We start from the raw sequence: 13,996 nt of genomic DNA on the forward strand, positions 1-13,996 counted from the left end.
TATAAGCCGCGTTCAATCCAGAGAGGTAACACCATCCACATGCTCGGGCGGTAATCACATCAGGTCGCATTTAGGCAACACCTGCCGGCATTGGCGTGGTCGGCCGGCGGCGCGGAGACGTACCCGCGCGCCTTTGTCGAAAGCCGCTGGTAACTGCCCAGAGGAACCCGGACACCGCGGTTGCGTGTTCACAGCGCCACATCAGCACCAACACGGCTGGAACGGGAACCGACAGTGTCCAACCGCGACCTCGAATCAACCGGGCATTTGACTTCATGGTGCTATGGCCAGTGATTTACAGTGATCAACCGTCGTACAGGGCGAGACTGGCGGAGTGGCCATGACATCGGGGCAGCCTGGCTACATAGTCGGCGGACGTTACCGGCTGATCGAGGTACTGGGGGAAGGGGGGTTCGGGCGAGTGTGGCGCGCCCGCGACGAGGTTCTGAACATCGAGGTAGCGATCAAGGAGCTGCGGCTGCTGCCCGACATGTCGAAGGCGGAGCAGGACAAGCGGCTGGAGCGCACCGAGCGCGAGGCCCGCAACGCCGTCCGGTTGCGGGCGCACGAGAATGTCGTGGCCATCCACGACATCGTCTCGGACGGCCTGCCCTGGATCGTGATGGAGCTGATCGACGGCCAGTCGCTGGACGAGCACCTCAAGAAGCACGGGCCGCTGCCGGAGGACAAGGCCGCTCAGGTCGCGGCGGCGCTGCTGGCGGCGCTCGGCGCGGCACACCGGACAGGCATCGTGCACCGCGACATAAAGCCGGCCAACGTGATGCTCGCCAGGGACGGCAAGGTTCTGCTCACCGACTTCGGGATCGCGGTCCACACCACCGACACCACCCTGACGACCGCCGGCATGACCATCGGCTCGCCCGAGTACATGGCCCCCGAACGGTTGCACGGCATCGACGGGCTCCCCGCCAGCGACCTGTTCTCCCTCGGCGTCACCCTCTACCAGGCCGTCGAGGGCGTCTCACCGTTCCGCCGCACCACCCAACCGGCGGCGCTGACCGCGGTCCTGCTCGAAGAGCCTCCGCCGCCGCGACGAGCCGGCCGGCTCGCACCGCTCATCACCCGGCTGCTCGACAAGAACCCTGACAGCAGGTCGACCGTCGAGCAGGCGCTGGCCCTGCTCGTCCGGCAGCCGGGCCGAGGTCGCGTGGAAGGCGAGACGAAGGTACTCCCGCCTGAAATGGCCCCTGCGCGTAGCTGGCAGCATAAGGGCGTCGCGGCGATTATGGCGATCATCGTCGCACTCGGCTTCGTCGGCCTCATGGATGTCGGCCTCGCCTGGGATGAGTTCGAAGACATGATAGATGAAGGAGTAGAGGGCGCCGCTTCGGTAGCCGCCATCGCCGACGTCGGTTTCGTCGGCTTGCTGTGGGCACAGGTCGCCCGATTCGTACCGCCAGTCGCCGGGAAGACCGTTGCCGTGGTCGTGGGTGTCCTCGGACTCGTCGTCGGGAGTGGGGTCGCGGTGTCGGCCTTCGATGGCCTGACCATTCTCTTGATGCTGTTTGACGAGTTGGATGCCGATGACGCCGGGCGGCTCGCGGCGTTCGTGATCACCGTCATCATGCTCATCACAGCGGGCTGGGCCTGGGAGTCGCGGAAGTTCCGGCGTTCCAGGCCCGATCCGGCGCCGATGCCCACCGCGGGCCCGGCTGACGGCGGCAGGCGCAGGGTCAGCAGCCCACCCGCTGGGCGCTCAGCGCGATGTCGTCCATCCACACGTCGTAGCCGGCCGGGGTCGGATTTCCCTGGTAGAGCTGCCAGCCCAGCTTGATCGTGTCGAAGCGCGGGAAGACGAAGTCCACCGGGTTGCCGCCGTGTTCACGGGTGGACACGGTGAGCTCCGGCTTGGCCTGCCCGTCGAACCACAACGAGATCCGGTTGTCGGCGGCGTCCAGGTGCCATTCCACGCACTGCCAGGTCCCGGCGGCGGAGGGTGCGGTGGTCCGCCAGTTCGTCCAGTCCCCCGTGGGGCCGCCGTCCGCGCCGACGCCCCAGAACGCGGCTCCGCCGTGGGGCGGCGGGGCGTACTGGCCACCGAGCGGGCGGACGATCTCAGGGCCGTCGCCGGTCGCTTCGACCAGGGTGTAGTGCGCCCAGTCCGGGGCGGTGGGGAACCCGCTGACGCGCAGCCGTACCCGGCCGTAGAAGCTGTTGCCCGGTGCGGCGAAGTCATCCACCTTCAGGAAGGCGCGGCCGTTGCCCTCGGTGTGCACCCGCAGCACCTTCTGGCCCTGGCGCCCGCGCTCCACGGTCAGCGTGCCGTGCTTGGTGTCGATTCCCCACCGGAGACTGCCGGCCGCTCCGACGGGTGCCGACTGGAAGTCCTCGCAGAACAACAGGTTCGCCTTCGCGCAGGTACGCACCTCCGTACGAGCCGAGGCGGAAGCTGCCGGCACAGCCGCCAAGGGCACTACCAGGACGGACACCACGGCACGGGATAACCATTTACGCACGACGACTCCCTTTGACGAGGATGAGCGACAGAAAAGTACACCACTGCGGATCAATGGGCAGGTACCAGCCGGTGCCACCCGCCAACGGTGCTGGTGAGGCGAAGAGTGGTGAGGAAACTTTCAGAGCACGGCAGCAGGGCGTTCCGTGTCCCGCTCGGAAGTACGGATTCGTGCTGTGATGGGGATTTTGCGCGAGATCAGGGGCGGCGGCCGCCCAACTCGCCGCTACGGTCGATGCGCGTCAAGCTACACCGGCCCCGGCGACGGTGTGGCGTCCGGACTACAGGTGAGTAGAACTGCTCATAGCAAGCTGCCACATTCTCCGAGGTGCCGGACATTTACCAGGTGTCCGGCACCTCTCGGCAAGGAGACTTCGTGACATACCGAGATCGCTTCGAAGCGGTCTATGACGCGTACTACCCCGCGATACACCAGTACGCCGCCCGCCGTTCCGGTTCGCCGGACGACGCCGCCGACGTCCGTGGCCCCGATCACAAAGTGCGACAGTCCGTAGGCAGCGGCGGTCAGCGGCGCGTCCTTCAGCCCGGCGCGTTGCAGCGTCGTGTGCAGGAATTCGGTGCGCGCCAGGACGTTCGGCCCCAGCATCGGACGACCCATCAGCGTCGCGCTCCACGCCCACGAGCTGTTCTGCCGTCTGGCGGCCCGAGCCGGGTTCCGGGTGTTCATGGCCTGGGCTCGTCAGGCAGGCACCGGCTGGTGTTCTCGCGACGGACTGGCGTGGTGGTGAACCGGCCCTCGGTATGGCCTGACCGATGATTTTTCCGCGCCGTGCTGGTCTGTACACCGAGTACCGACTCACAGGAGGCTTACGCCATGCGAAAACTGACCTTCGGCATGAACCTGAGCCTGGACGGCTACGTCGCCGCGCCCGGCGACGACCTCGGCTGGAGCGTGCCGAGCGACGAGCTGTTCCAGTGGTGGTCCGACCGGGTGGGGGTGACCGGCCTGGCGCTGTACGGGCGCAAATTGTGGGAGAGGATGAGCTCCCACTGGCCGACCGCCGACCAGCAGCCTGGCGCCACACCGGCGGAGATCGAATACGCCCGCCGCTGGCGGGACATGCCGAAGGTGGTGTTCTCCTCGACGACCAGCCCGGTCGACTGGAACACCCGCCTGGTCACCGGCGACGCGGTCACCGAGATCACCCGGCTCAAGGCCGAGGACGGTGGCCCCATGGACATCGGCGGCGCCACACTTGCCGCAGCGGCCGCACGGGCCGGGCTGATCGACGAGTACGTGCTGGTCACCGCACCGGTCTTGCTGGGCAGCGGCATGCCGTTCTTTACGGCCCTGGACAACTGGGTGAACCTGACCCTGATGGAGACCCGGACGTTCCCCGACGGCGTACTCCTGACCAGGTACGAGACCAGGCGCTGACGAAGATCGGTGCGGTCCTCACCCTTGGCTCGCTGGCGGCCTGCGCCTGGACGCCCTCTTTCGCGGTGCCCGGCCACTCGTGGCGGTCGCCGAACTCGGGGACGTCCTCGAAGAAGTGGATCACATAGCCGCGCAGGCAGAGGTTGCCGATGTGCCAGATGCGCCAGGCGATCGTCGTGAGGGGGTCCACCCCCTCCGGACTCGATTCCGGAAATAGCGTGGCGACGCGGAAGACGCCGTCGTCGCCGGGGCGGATGCCGATGCAGTCGCTGACCGGCTCCCAGTGGTACTCGGCGTCGGTCAGGTCCTCAAGGCGCTCGAACAGCCGGATCGCGCGCGTTCGAAGATCGCGAGAATGTCCCGCGTGGCGGGGTCGGGCACGATCAGGTCAGCCATGTCAACTCCAGGGCTCGGTGGTTTCGGGTCGGTCGGGATGATCAGGATGGACGGGTCGGCCGACTCGGTCACGTGCCGCCGCCCCGACGTGGGTCAGCCCGGAGTGCCGGAACTCGTGCAGATCCCAGCCTGTGCCCGCCCCGTGCAGCGCGGTGTGCTCGTCCAGCAGGGCGCGGGCCTGGCCGCGGCGGCGGGCCTTGGACTGCGCGTCTTTGGCCTTCACCAGCGCGCGGCGGCCGGCGAAGTCCAGGTCCTCGATGTTCAGCGGCAGGATCTCCTTCGCCCGCGCCACGGTCTCGTGCAGCAGATGTCGGCGTCGCTGCTCTGCCCGCCCAACATGACCTCTCTGTGTTCATCAAGCAGTCGCCAGGACGACAGTATCCCGAGAGACCACCCTTCCCCACCGGGTACGAGGCTTGGGTCCTCATAGCTGATATCGCTGATCCGGCGCTCCGCCGCTTGAAGGTCAGTCTCCAGGCGGTTCGCGCTGGTCGGAACCAACGTCTTCAAACCTGCGATCTTGCCTGCAAGGGCAGGGCCTAGCCCAGAGGACTCAGGGTGTGCGGCATCGTCGTCGTGGTGGTGCTGCGTCGGCTGACGATCAGGCCTGTCTCGCCCTCTTGGGCGCTTGGGCGACCCCCCACAGGGCGAAATGTCCGTATTGTCGTGACAAGTCGGTATCGGATCCGACAGAATGCAGGACCACCAGCGTCTCCCTCCACCGGAGTGAACTTCATGCGTCGACCCCTAGGGGTACTCGCCGTCGTCGTCAGCCTCGCCGCGTGCACCCCCTCGACCGGCGAGGCGGCCGGAGCGGCGCCTGAGGTGACCGCGCCCGCGGACGGCGCGACGCCGCCCGCGACGGCTACGCCGGCCGAGACGGCGACTCCCGAGTCGACCTCCGAATCGGACGAGTGCCGCGTGAGCGTGGCCAGGCCGGACGTCTCCGCGCTCCGGATCCAGACCTCGGCCGCCCGCCGTGGCTGCGTGCACCCGGCACTGCTGCGCATCCGGGTCATGCGCGCCGTCCCCGGCACCGATCCGGTCGTCAAAAGCGGCGCCACCAGGAAGGGCCGCATCACCCTGAAGATGCCCTGCGAGCCGGGCACGTACTACGCGGTCGTGACCGACTACCGGGGCGGCACCGCCAAGTCCCGAGCCACCCGGCTGACCTGCGTCACCCCCACCCCCACCCCCAGCTCCACGCCGCGGGAGACGGGGACGCCGGTTCCCGAGAAAAAGGAGACCGTCACCTCCGTCGGCACGGCACTGGAGAACGAGGTCGTCCGGCTGACCAACGCCGAGCGCGCCAAGGGCGGCTGCGACCCGCTCCAGCACGACGCACGGCTGCGCAGAGCCGCATTCGGGCACTCAGCCGACATGGCGAAGAACGACTACTTCGACCACGACTCCCAGGACGGCCGCGACATGGTCGACCGCATGCGCGCGACCGGCTTCACCGGCACCGCCTGGGCCGAGAACATCGCCATGGGGCAGCGGTCGGCGGCTCAGGTGGTTCAGGGCTGGATGGACAGCGACGGCCACCGGCAGAACATCATGAACTGCTCATACACCCTCATCGGAGTAGGCGCGGCCAAGGACGCGCAGGGGCAGATCTACTGGACGCAGGACTTCGCCGCCCGCTGATGCCCATCGAGCCGGCCGCAGGCTCTGTCCCGGTGGCTGTCTCCGGCCGCCCGTAGAAGGCCGGCGGAGGAAAGTGTGCGCCCCGCCACCGTTCACGGCTTCAGCTTGAGCCTCTTCCTCGACGCGCCCGGGAACACGACGACCAGGTGCTGCTCCTCCCCCGCATCGGCCCGCACGTAGACACGGAGCCGGTAGCGGCCCTTCCCCGATATCGCCAGGTTCGGCATCGGAGCACCCGCGCCCACTTCTCCGCCCTCGCCCATGTACGGCACGGTGAGCCGGCCGCTGCGGCTGACGATCGACACCTCGTTGACCTGATCCCACCCGGCCGTCCGCCGTGGCGGCGCGGTGCGAAAAGCCTTCACTGTGAGGCACAGATCAGAGACGTCTTCGATGTGCCCAACGAGCGCGACGCTGCCGAGCACCCCGATGTCAGTGTCGTTGTCGTCGTCGTAGAGCTTGTCCATCGCCTGCTCCGTCGCCTCGTCGGTCGCTTGGTCCTCGGGGTCGTGGACCAGGTAGCCGGGATCGCCGTCGACGAACAGGAAGTATTTGGCCGTGGCCTGGACGACACCCTTCGTCCGGGTCCAGGGGTCGCGGCACTTCGCGTTCTCCTCGGCGATGTAGGCGGTGTTCGCCGCCTCCGTCTCCGTGGTCGACCGCAGCAGCTCGGGCCGGGTCGCGCCGACGATCTCCGGGCAGACGTAGACGAGGTCCCACGAGTCCATGCCCCGGGCGGGCCGTGCGCTCCCGGCCCGCGTCAGAATCGCCTCCTGCTCGTCGCGGTCCTTTGCCCGGCACAGCGCCCGCCCGTACGCGAGGATCGCCTGGTCCGACAGGCTGTCCGGGAACAGGGGCGAGACTCCGCCCTCCGTGCTCCGCGCCCGGCACAGGAACGCGGCGTCGCGTTCCGCGGGTTTCAGGTCACCGAAGCTGGGCCGGTCGTAGCAGTCCATCGACCAGCCGGTGTGGGTGAGGTGCGAGCTCTGCTCCGGGTGGATCATGGCGATGATCGGCAGTACGGCCACGGCCGCCACCGCGACGCGGACCGCGCGCCGCCGCGCGGGCGGAAGGTCCGCCGGGCGGTACTCAGCGGGCAGTTCACGGGCGGTCGCCGCGATCCACACGGTGCTGACGAGCCCCGCCGCGTCCAGCATGACCAGCATCGCCAGATGGCCGCCCGAGATCCCTTCGGAGAGAAGGTTGAGCGGGAACACCAGCGCGTAGACGGCCACCGACGCCCACCCGGCGGCCTGCGTGCCGCGGCTCCACCGGCCGTCGCGCCGCTGCCCGACGACCGTGAGGATGGTCGCCGCCACTCCGCCCAGCATCAAGCCCCATCCGGCGATGCCGCCCGATCCAAGCTCTGGGAGGTCGAGGTCGTCGAGCAGTTGGTCGGCCATCCCGGCCAGCTCGACCGCGAACATCGCGCCGGCCGCCGCGCGCAGCATGCGGGACCGCCAGCGGATGACGAGCAGGTAGAGGACGTTGATCGCGGTCCACAGCACGAGCTGCAATGCCGTGTCGACCGCGTCGGGGAGCAGCCCGATCGGGTACCACAGCACGAGGCTGTCCGCCACCGCCAGATACAGCAGCCGGCGCAGCGCCTTCTCCCGGCGGTTCAGCGGTCCCGGCGCGGGGGCACGCAGGATCAGCCACAGGAACGCGGCCTTCACCAGGGCGGCCACGAGCAGCGCGACGAGCGTCGGGGTGTCAAACCCGCCGCGCGTGTAGAACTCCGCATAGGCCGGTGGCGACCATTCGACGGCCGCCCAGAGCCAGGCGTCGCCGAGTATCAGGCCCGCGAGCGCCGCCGCAAGAACCAGACCGACTACTACAATCCTGATAATCCGCCATAAACCATCGGGAAGCACGGGACGTGATCTTAGCGCGGCAGGGCTGTACAGGCGGGTACCGATGGAGGGCCGGATCAGCCACCGAGCCGCCTGGCCAAGCACCGCCGGGGCGGGTCACGAACCCCGGCGGTGCGGCGTTGTCAGCGGACGGCGCGCAGGGCGTCCACGATCCCGTTGCCGTAGAAGCCGTTGCGGGCGGGGCCGCCCTCGCAGACGTGCGTGGCGGTCACGGTGGTCCCGTTCGGCAGGTGCCTGGTGTAGGTGAAGGCGGGCGGCGTCGGGCAGGCGGTCTTGGTGGCGGTCGCCCTGAGCGCGGACTCCACGACGGCCGGATCGAGCGTCTTGCCGCCGTTCCGCCTGTCACGCTGCCCGTACTTGCTCACGATCAGCGCGGCCACACCGACGGCGCGGGGCGAGGCCATCGAGGTGCCCTGGAGGTACTGGTAGTAGCCGCACACGCCGGCGTTGCAGTCGCGCACCAGGTAATCGACGTTGGGCGTGCCGTCGGGGTTCAGTTCGCCCCGCGCGACGGCCAGCGACGCGGGGTAGGCCGCCAGCGTCGCCTTGGTCACGTCGCGGGTATTGTCCGCGGTGTCGTAGACGTCACCGCCGGGCGCGGACACGTCCACATAGCCGTTGCCGTAGTCGGAGAAGTACGACTTGCGCTTGCTGATGCCCAGCGACGAGACGCTGATCACGTGTCGCCCTTCGGACGGCATCGACACACAACTCGGCGGAATCGTCCGCGAATAGGGGGCCTCGCCGGGCACGCCGGCGAAGTCCGGGCTGCTGGTGTCGGTGACCGTCTTGGTGTAGTCGGACGCCCCGTTGCCCGCGGCGGCCACCAGCGTCACGCCATGCCGGTGGGCGTAGTCCAGGGCGCGCTGGGTGGCCTTGATGATCGTCGCCTGCTCGGCCCGGTCGGCCGGGGAGTCGGCCGGGTTGTCGGTGCAGTTGAACAACCACGGATCGATGTAGTAGCTCATGTTGACCACGTCGATGCCGTGGTCACCGGCGAAGGTCAGCGCGTCCACGCTGGGCTGCAGGAAGAAGTAGCCCGAGTCCTGGCCGGCACGCAGGTTCACGATCGACACCTGGGGTGCCACGCCGGCGATCCCGAGCCGGTTGATCGGGGCGGCGATCGACGAGGCCACGTGCGTGCCGTGGTCGTTCTCGTCCACATCGGCCGGATCGTCGCACGACTGGTCGGGCTCGTCCGCGCACGGCCCGTCGATCTCCGCGCCGTTCGCGTCCACCGGAACGTCCACAGTGAAGTTGCGGCTCAGCGCGGCGTTGAAATTGGGCGCGATGTCGGGGTGGGAGCCGTCCACACCCGTGTCGAGAACGCCGACGAGCACCTCCCGGCTGCCCCGCTCGTAGCGGTGGGCGCCGGTGGCGGTCGCGTGAATCTGCTGCATGTCCCACTGCAGCCCGGCCAGTGGTTCGGCGTTCGGCGCGTGGCCGCCGCGCCCTGCGCGCGCCGGGGCCCCGTGGCCCGCCTTCTCCACCGCCCTGGCCTCGATGGCCGCGCGGACGGCGGCGCCGGAGGCGCGGGCGCCGGCGGGCACGCTGCCGATGGGACGGTTGTGCGCCACTCCGTCGATCTCGGCGCTGGCGCGCGCCGCCACCGCGAACTCGGGGTTCGTGGTGGTGACCGTGGCCATGCCGACGGCGGCGTTCTCCTTGACGATCGTCCCGCCCGCGGCCACCACGGCCTGCCGCGCTCCGGTGGCGCCTTCCTTGTAGAGGACGACGTACTCTTGTGCGCTTTCCAATTGCCGGGCCTGGCTGGGGGTGACCAGCGTTGCGACGGCCACAGTGGCGGCGGCGATGATGACAGCGACGCGTTTCACGCATACCTCCATGAGGCGGACAGATTCGCCGCTACTGTGAAACGGCGGTGTGAGCCCGGCCTAGGGCCGTCGAGATTTGTGGCCAATGTGTGATTTGCACATGTCAGTCCTGGCCGCTCCGCCGGAGGCCGAGCGCGTCCGCAACCGCGACACTTCCGGGGTGTCCGATGGCGGCCTCTGCGGTGTGGGACATCCTGCACACGGCCGCGTCGATCCGACGCCCCGCCGGGCCGACCTAGCGGCGGTTCCTGACCGCTCACGCCCACGCGATCATCGCGTGTGACTTCCTGGTGGTCGAAACGATACTGCTCGAACGGCTGTACGTGCTGGTTTCATCGAGCACGACACCCGACACGACTGCACGGACGGCCAAGGGCCGGAGGCGATCACGCCGGGCGAGGCTTATGCCTGTGACGCCATGCAAGTACTCTCGCCGTATGGAGCGTCGATCACCTGTGATCACACATATCTCCTGGGGCCGGATGGTGGTCGAGGGCCTCGGAGAAGGCAAGGATTTCAAGCTCTACCCCGGCGGAGGACGCCCCTGGGACTGGAACGAGACCGGCACGCGGCACACGCCTGGCATCCAGCCTGCCGACATACAGGAGCTGCTCGACAACGGCAGCCAAGTGATCGTTCTCTCCCGTGGTATGCGGCTGCTCCTGCAGACGTGCCCAGAGACGCTGAACCTCTTGATGAAGATAGGCGTCGAGATCTACGTGGAGGAGACGACAGCCGCCGTCCAGCGCTACAACGCGATGGTGGAGACCACCCCCGTGGGTGGATTGATCCACTCCACTTGTTGATCAGAGCGTACGTCCGGGGTCCGCTCCTGATCGGTCAGGCCGAAGGTGCAGCACCACAATCTTGTAGCGCATGAGTGGATCTTCACGTGGTCATCGGCGCCCTGTGCCGCGAATCGGCACACGCCCGTCCTAAGCAAGCGCTTGCAAGGCGGCACGAGTGTGCGCCGTCCAGACGCCTGATCGGATCGGATCGCAGCGGTCGGGTGCGGCCCGGGGCTCTTCCGGCAGGGTTGACATCGAAAGGAGGCCTCATGATCTCGGCACTCAATCATCTTGTCGATCTCGTCGAGGAGCACCTCGCCGAGGAGTTCGACATCCACGGGCTGGCCAGAAGGCTCGGCACGACCGAGTACCACCTGCGCCGGATGTTCTCGTCGTTGGCCGGCATGCCGCTGTCGGAGTATGTGCGCCGCCGCCGCATGACCGTCGCCGCCGCCGACGTCGTCCGGGGTGAGGACGATCTGCTGAGCATCGCCGTCCGGCACGGATACGGCTCGACCGAGGCGTTCGGACGTGCGTTCCGCGCGGTCCACGGCTCCAGCCCCAGTGATGTGCGCCGCGACGGAGGCCCCCTGCGCACACAACCGCACCTCAGGTTCCGCCTGACCGTCGAAGGAAGCATCCCCATGGACACCCGCCTCATCGACCGCCCCGCGTTCCGGCTGGTCGGACACGCAGCCCGTGTTCCGCTCATCCACCAGGGCATCAACCCGCACATCCAGCAGCACATCACCGCACTGCCGCAGGAGGAGCATGTCCGGCTGAAGGCCGTCGGCGACACCGAACCAGGGGGGCTGTTGCAAGTCTGCGACGACCTCGACCCCGACGGCACAGAGGGGAGCGAACTGACCTACCTGCACGGCGTCGCCGTCTCTCGGGACACGCCGACCCCCGACGACCTCGACGCCATCGAGCTACCGGCCGGCATGTGGGCGGTCTTCCGCACCGCTGGACCGCATCCGCAGGCCCTGCAGACGACTTGGGCCGCGACCGCGACCGAGTGGTTCCCCTCCAACCCGTGGCGGCTGCGGCCAGGTCCCTCGATCGTCGCGGTCCTCGAGCGCGCGGACGACTTCAGCACCGCGACGTGCGAGTTGTGGCTACCCGTCGAACCAGCGTGACGGACCGCCGTCACTGAATCAACCTAGGCCGTCGAACAGTCCGTTCGGCTGACGCTCTTTGAGTGCGGCGGCACAGCGGACAGGCCCGCAGTACCCTCCCCATCGGCGCTGCGGGCCTGAACCATGTGAACGGTCAGTTGAGTCCCACAGGATGGCTGTTCGAGGTGGAGCAGGACGAGTGTGCTCGAATCGGTCCTATGACGATCGAGTACATCCCCGTCCCCGGTGACGGCCGCCTGTGGGCCGAGAAAGTCCGGCAACGGAACACCCATGGTCCTGCTTGAGTTCCATCGATGGTTGCGAACCTTCTCGAAGGAGAACCTCGCATGCCTCGTTGGGCTCACAACAAGCTTCCCTCGTCGGTTCAGAAACGCTACTTCGAGTTGGTGCGAGAGGGGCATAAGGGCGCTGCTGCGGCCCGGATGGTCGGTGTGTCGACCAGCTGTGGTTCATCGATGCTGGTCGGATGGTTCTCGCCGACGCGCCCGTCTCTGCCCGCTTCCTCACCCAGGATGACCGGATCGCCATCGCCGACGGCATACACGCCAAGGTCGGGGTGGCCGCCGACTGCGCCTGCGCATCGCCGCCCGATGGCCCTGGGCCGGCGACATCCTCATCGCCTGGCCCGCCTGCAAGCCCTACCAGCCCCGACCTGACCAGCCACAGCCTGCCCCTGCGACCAAGAAAGGGAACATCCGCGGGCCCGTGGAACCCCGCCCACCCGACGCGACAGCCGGGCCAGCATGCTGACCACAGCACGCAATTCGACCTTCAGCCGGACCGCTCAGCTGACCACACCGCGGTCACGAAAGATCGAGGTGATACAGCGTCCTCCGCCACCATGGTCAGCATGGTCAGACCGTCGTGCCACCCATAATCAGGTTGGTCGCAGCTCGGTCTCGCGGCCAATGGTCGCGGTACTTTTGCAATTGCTGTCATCGTCGGGCCACGAGGAGGTCGGATATGAGCGGTATGGAGCTTGTGTCGCGGTTGGTTTCCGCACTTGCGTGGCCGGTCGTGGTCATAGTCGTTGTCCTCGCTCTGCGGACGTGGATCACCAAGAGGCTCGACTCGCTTGGAATCACGTTGGGGTCGGTCGACGTGCAACTGAAGACTCTGGACCTCAAGGTCGACGGGGTTGGGAAGGACATAGCGGTCACGCTGTCCGACAACATGCCTCAGCCGACGGCAAATGGAGGGATTCCGACCAGCCTTGTGGACTTGATGGCGACGGTCAACAAAAACCGCGAGGAGGGAATAAACGCGGCTTTCGACCTGGTGAGCCGGGCACTCAAGGAAAACTATCCCCAATTACGCAGGGTGCTCCCATCACAGCTATCAGGAGCCATGCACAACCTCGTGAACAAGGGCGAGATGGAAGCCGACGTAGCGTCTTCTGTCCAACAGCTACAGGAGCTTCTCGACATGACGGAATGGGCGACGGACCCGGCAGGTGACACCCGCGCGTACGCATTCCTCATGCTGGCTGAGGGAGCGATCCACGGAATCTTGCGCAGCGCTGCAGTCCGCAGCGCTGAATCCGGAAAGGATCTGTCTTCTGGCCCTCCGGCACCGGTCAGCGCCTCGTGGCAGGGCACTTACAACGACTCATATCCGATCCAGCTCAATATCGCCGCCTGGTCTGGCAGCACATTCGACGGGATCATGACCTATCCGGATGAGGACACGGCGACCAGCATCACCGGCACGATTGAGGACGACATCGCCGACGGCGGCGTCCGCCTCACGTGGAAAGAGACGCAATATACGCACAAGGGGAACCGGAGAATTGACTTCGACGGCAGCTACTCGGCAATCGTCAAGGACGACACCATGTACGGTGCTTGGCATCAGGCAAGCCGTCGCGTCGCCGGTTTCACAATGACGGCATTCGACGACAGCAGAACCCAGGCGCTCCCCTAGTTCGAGAGGTTCAAGGCGGAAGTTACGGGTCTGGTGTCGAGGCAGGTCTTGGCGATGATGCCGCTGATCAGCTGCAGCCGCTACTACGCTTACTCAGTCGGGCCTGATCAACCGGACGAGTTCGTTGAGGGTCTTCTTGGCCAGGTTGGTGGCCCGAAACCGTTGCAAGTACGCCCAGACGCCCCTCGAAGACTGCTTCCGTGTGGGCCCGCCGCGGCACGGGCGGGGTCGATCCCGTTCTGCGCGGAATGTTCCAGACGGTGGATGCGACGGTTTTGTGAGCGAGGCGGGCAAATTCGCCCTGGATGCGAGAGTGGCCCCACCTCGGGTTTTCCGCGGCCGTGCGCAAGATGAGAGCCTTGACCGCAGCCGCTGCGTCCGCCGAGACCGCCCTTGAGGCGGAGGCGCTGCGGCTTGGGCTGGAGGACGGGATGAGGGCCTCCCTGCTGCGGGATTTGGCCTATTACATCGCCCACGGGAGAACGCCTGAAGCCTGTGGGGCCTATCGGTGCGGCCCGG

General features: G+C 67.5%; 12 protein-coding genes and 1 pseudogene. 7 read left to right on the forward strand and 6 right to left on the reverse strand.

Translation table 11 applies throughout. From position 1 onward, the window contains the following. Nucleotides 1–340 precede the first annotated feature (340 nt). The gene (locus ACWD0F_RS34245) at nucleotides 341–1,795 is read left to right on the forward strand and encodes a serine/threonine-protein kinase (RefSeq protein ID WP_449883132.1); all 1,455 of its coding nucleotides are present in this window, start codon (nucleotides 341–343) and stop codon (nucleotides 1,793–1,795) included. Here the strand turns inward: ACWD0F_RS34245 and ACWD0F_RS34250 are convergent. Both ACWD0F_RS34250 and ACWD0F_RS34255 read right to left on the reverse strand, forming a co-directional pair. Beyond that, nucleotides 1,695–2,477: a hypothetical protein gene (locus tag ACWD0F_RS34250; protein WP_449883135.1), complete on the reverse strand. Its 783-nt coding sequence runs from the start codon at nucleotides 2,475–2,477 to the stop codon at nucleotides 1,695–1,697. The two genes, ACWD0F_RS34245 and ACWD0F_RS34250, sit on opposite strands and share 101 nt — an antisense overlap. Before the next feature lie 300 nt (nucleotides 2,478–2,777). Then, nucleotides 2,778–3,164 (reverse strand): TetR/AcrR family transcriptional regulator C-terminal domain-containing protein, encoded by a 387-nt coding sequence (locus ACWD0F_RS34255; protein WP_449883138.1) that lies wholly within the window; start codon nucleotides 3,162–3,164, stop codon nucleotides 2,778–2,780. Nucleotides 3,165–3,311: 147 nt separating this feature from the next. Between ACWD0F_RS34255 and ACWD0F_RS34260 the strand changes: the two genes are divergently transcribed. Continuing rightward, a complete protein-coding gene (locus ACWD0F_RS34260) occupies nucleotides 3,312–3,875 on the forward strand; it encodes a dihydrofolate reductase family protein (RefSeq protein WP_449883140.1) in 564 nt (187 codons plus the stop codon). On the opposite strand, the gene ACWD0F_RS34265 is transcribed toward ACWD0F_RS34260, so the two are convergent. After that, nucleotides 3,781–4,206 (reverse strand): DinB family protein, encoded by a 426-nt coding sequence (locus ACWD0F_RS34265; protein WP_449883360.1) that lies wholly within the window; start codon nucleotides 4,204–4,206, stop codon nucleotides 3,781–3,783. The two genes, ACWD0F_RS34260 and ACWD0F_RS34265, sit on opposite strands and share 95 nt — an antisense overlap. A gap of 66 nt (nucleotides 4,207–4,272) precedes the next feature. Beyond that, on the reverse strand, nucleotides 4,273–4,563 hold the full coding sequence (locus ACWD0F_RS34270; protein WP_449883143.1) for a hypothetical protein: 291 nt from the start codon (nucleotides 4,561–4,563) through the stop codon (nucleotides 4,273–4,275). Between the two features lie 443 nt (nucleotides 4,564–5,006). On the opposite strand from ACWD0F_RS34270, the gene ACWD0F_RS34275 reads away from it, so the two are divergent. Next, entirely contained in the window at nucleotides 5,007–5,918 is a 912-nt protein-coding gene (locus ACWD0F_RS34275) for a CAP domain-containing protein (RefSeq protein WP_449883145.1), read from the forward strand. Nucleotides 5,919–6,010: 92 nt separating this feature from the next. On the opposite strand, the gene ACWD0F_RS34280 is transcribed toward ACWD0F_RS34275, so the two are convergent. Further along, the gene (locus ACWD0F_RS34280; protein ID WP_449883146.1) at nucleotides 6,011–7,792 is read right to left on the reverse strand and encodes a hypothetical protein; all 1,782 of its coding nucleotides are present in this window, start codon (nucleotides 7,790–7,792) and stop codon (nucleotides 6,011–6,013) included. A 122-nt stretch (nucleotides 7,793–7,914) separates the two neighbouring features. Beyond that, complete coding sequence (locus ACWD0F_RS34285; protein WP_449883148.1) at nucleotides 7,915–9,627, reverse strand: S8 family serine peptidase; 1,713 nt, start codon at nucleotides 9,625–9,627, stop codon at nucleotides 7,915–7,917. A gap of 437 nt (nucleotides 9,628–10,064) precedes the next feature. Here ACWD0F_RS34285 and ACWD0F_RS34290 point away from each other — a divergent pair, with 437 nt between their 5' ends. From ACWD0F_RS34290 to ACWD0F_RS34305, 4 genes and pseudogenes are all read left to right on the forward strand, one after another. After that, on the forward strand, nucleotides 10,065–10,433 hold the full coding sequence (locus ACWD0F_RS34290) for an Mth938-like domain-containing protein (protein WP_449883151.1): 369 nt from the start codon (nucleotides 10,065–10,067) through the stop codon (nucleotides 10,431–10,433). A 251-nt stretch (nucleotides 10,434–10,684) separates the two neighbouring features. Beyond that, nucleotides 10,685–11,554: an AraC family transcriptional regulator gene (locus tag ACWD0F_RS34295; protein WP_449883153.1), complete on the forward strand. Its 870-nt coding sequence runs from the start codon at nucleotides 10,685–10,687 to the stop codon at nucleotides 11,552–11,554. Between the two features lie 326 nt (nucleotides 11,555–11,880). Beyond that, a pseudogene (locus ACWD0F_RS34300) lies at nucleotides 11,881–12,113 on the forward strand (IS30 family transposase); the annotation flags it as partial. Between the two features lie 404 nt (nucleotides 12,114–12,517). Continuing rightward, nucleotides 12,518–13,477 (forward strand): hypothetical protein, encoded by a 960-nt coding sequence (locus tag ACWD0F_RS34305; protein ID WP_449883156.1) that lies wholly within the window; start codon nucleotides 12,518–12,520, stop codon nucleotides 13,475–13,477. Nucleotides 13,478–13,996: the final 519 nt, after the last annotated feature.

It is taken from the genome of Nonomuraea sp. NPDC002799 (assembly GCF_053592075.1).

Coding starts and splice junctions, on each gene's coding strand:
- ACWD0F_RS34245 (WP_449883132.1), top strand. CDS start 341: ATGACATCGGGGCAGCCTGGCTACATAGTCGGCGGACGTTACCGGCTG.
- ACWD0F_RS34255 (WP_449883138.1), bottom strand. CDS start 3,164: ATGAACACCCGGAACCCGGCTCGGGCCGCCAGACGGCAGAACAGCTCG.
- ACWD0F_RS34260 (WP_449883140.1), top strand. CDS start 3,312: ATGCGAAAACTGACCTTCGGCATGAACCTGAGCCTGGACGGCTACGTC.
- ACWD0F_RS34275 (WP_449883145.1), top strand. CDS start 5,007: ATGCGTCGACCCCTAGGGGTACTCGCCGTCGTCGTCAGCCTCGCCGCG.
- ACWD0F_RS34290 (WP_449883151.1), top strand. CDS start 10,065: ATGGAGCGTCGATCACCTGTGATCACACATATCTCCTGGGGCCGGATG.
- ACWD0F_RS34295 (WP_449883153.1), top strand. CDS start 10,685: ATGATCTCGGCACTCAATCATCTTGTCGATCTCGTCGAGGAGCACCTC.
- ACWD0F_RS34305 (WP_449883156.1), top strand. CDS start 12,518: ATGAGCGGTATGGAGCTTGTGTCGCGGTTGGTTTCCGCACTTGCGTGG.